This window comes from Bacillus cereus group sp. Bc031 (genome assembly GCF_027716265.1).
Lineage (GTDB): Bacteria > Bacillota > Bacilli > Bacillales > Bacillaceae_G > Bacillus_A > Bacillus_A paranthracis.
Genome location: NZ_JAQFUL010000207.1, coordinates 1 through 1,063 on the forward strand (window position 1 = coordinate 1; position 1,063 = coordinate 1,063).

The following is a 1,063-nucleotide window of genomic DNA, read 5'->3' on the forward strand; positions in this document are numbered from 1 at the left end:
TTTTCTGATGTGAAAATTGAACCAGGAAAACGAAGTGATCAGGCATATGGGGCGACTCGAATGGACATGACACAAAAGAATGAACTATATATTCGTGACTTAGGGTATTTTCGTTTACAAGACTTTAAATCGATCCAAGATAAGGAAGGGTATTATTTATCGCGTCTTAAATTACCAACTAAAATATATAGAAAAGAATTCGAAACAGTGGTATTTAAAACAAAACCTGCTCAATTGAGACCGGTATATATACAAATTCATTTGGAAGACATCATGAACCAATTACAACCTGGCCAAGTGTATGAATTACATGATGTATATGTAGGGAGCAAAGACAAACTACCCACTCGCATTGTGGTTTATAGATGTACAGAGGAGCAAAAACAGAAACGTCTACATGATCGAGCTATTCGTGAAAAGAAAAAAGGGATTACATATACAGAGCGTACGAAACTTTTACAAGGAATTACGGTATATATGACAAACATTCCTACGGAATGGGTACCGAAAGAGAAAATCTATGATTTATATTCACTGCGTTGGCAAATTGAGCTGTTATTTAAAATATGGAAATCTTGGTTTCGAATTCATCGTTGTAAATCTATTAAACAAGAGCGATTAGAATGCCACCTTTATGGACAACTCATTAGTATCCTATTATGTTCTTCTACTATGTTTAAAATGAGAGAACTCCTGTTACGTAAGAAACAGAAAGAACTAAGTGAATATAAAGCGATGTACATAATTAAAGATTATTTCTTACTTTTTCATCAAGCACTACATAAAAACACCCAAGAATTATCAAAGATTCTCCTTCGTCTGTTTAACCTCCTACAGCGAAACGGACGAAAATCTCACAGATATGAGAAAAAAACAGTCTTTGATATTTTAGGTGTTGTGTATGAGTATACCACTTCTGCCCATCAGGTAGCATAGCGAAAAATTTGAAACCCGTCAGGGTTTATTTGATGTGCCTACTTTTATAACATCTATAAAAGATAATAAAAAACTACGTGGAAAGACCGCATTTTATATAAAAATATACGTTAAGTTGATGGATGTG

1 protein-coding gene is annotated in these 1,063 nt (G+C 33.9%); it reads left to right on the plus strand.

The window, feature by feature from the left end; genetic code table 11:
* Positions 1-936, plus strand: a 936-nt coding sequence (locus PDQ33_RS28900) for an IS4-like element ISBce2 family transposase (RefSeq protein WP_270757118.1), incomplete at its 5' end; no start/stop codon positions are given.
* Positions 937-1,063 lie beyond the last annotated feature (127 nt).